Genomic DNA, 289 nt, shown 5'->3' on the forward strand with positions numbered 1-289 from the left:
TCGTCGCTGGGGAAGTGACCGCGGTTCTTGGTGACCTTCCTGAGCTGGTAGTTCAGCGACTCGATGGAGTTGGTGGTGTAGATGACGCGGCGCAGCTCGGGCGGGAACGCCAGGAACGGGGTGAACCGCTCCCACGCGGCGGTCCAGGTCGCGACCGCGTGGGGGTACTTCTTGCCCCAGTTCGAGTCCGCGAACGCGTCCAGCTCGCGGCGCGCGGCCTCGGCGTTCGCTGCGGTGTAGACCGGCTTCAGCGCCGCCGCGACGGCCTTGCGGTCGCCGTAGCCCACGA

Annotated in this window: 1 protein-coding gene; it reads right to left on the reverse strand. The window is 69.2% G+C overall.

What is annotated here, in order from left to right:
- Positions 1-289, reverse strand: a 289-nt coding sequence (locus QWJ41_RS20985) for a transposase (protein ID WP_302710420.1), incomplete at both ends; no start/stop codon positions are given.

Source organism: Nocardioides cremeus, assembly GCF_030518195.1.
GTDB lineage: Bacteria > Actinomycetota > Actinomycetes > Propionibacteriales > Nocardioidaceae > Nocardioides > Nocardioides cremeus.